The organism is Mesorhizobium sp. M4A.F.Ca.ET.050.02.1.1, assembly GCF_003997725.1.
Classification (GTDB): Bacteria; Pseudomonadota; Alphaproteobacteria; order Rhizobiales; family Rhizobiaceae; genus Mesorhizobium.
The window spans coordinates 1-417 of sequence record NZ_RZSG01001533.1; the positions used below are offsets into that span (position 1 = coordinate 1).

1 protein-coding gene is annotated in these 417 nt (G+C 62.6%); it reads right to left on the reverse strand.

All coding sequences use genetic code 11. The annotated features are described in order from the left end of the window. Positions 1-407 (reverse strand): NADH-quinone oxidoreductase subunit H (locus EOA33_RS38510; protein ID WP_190234561.1); only part of this gene is annotated, 407 nt, incomplete at its 3' end. Between the last annotated feature and the right edge of the window lie 10 nt (positions 408-417).

The window sequence follows — 417 nt, forward strand, 5'->3', positions numbered from 1 at the left end:
CAGCCGCCCATGATCACGCCATAGACCTCGAGCGAGGAGATGGCGAAGACATAGAGGATACCGACATTGACGTTGGCGATCGCCCAGCCCTGGTTGACCGGAATGACCGCCCAGGCCGAGATCGCCAGCACCGCCGACACCAGCGGCGCCAGCAGGAAGACGCCCTTGTTGGCGCCGGACGGGATCACCGGCTCCTTGAAGACGAACTTCAACAGGTCGGCGAAAGCCTGCAGCGTGCCCCAGGGGCCAACCACGTTCGGTCCGCGGCGCAGTTGCACCGCCGCCCAGATCTTGCGGTCGGCGTAGAGAATGTAGGCGACGAAGACCAAGAGCACGACGATCAGCACGACCGACTTCAGCAGGATGATCAGCGCCGGCAGCACGTAGAAGGCGAAGAAGGTTTCAATGCTTATTCCG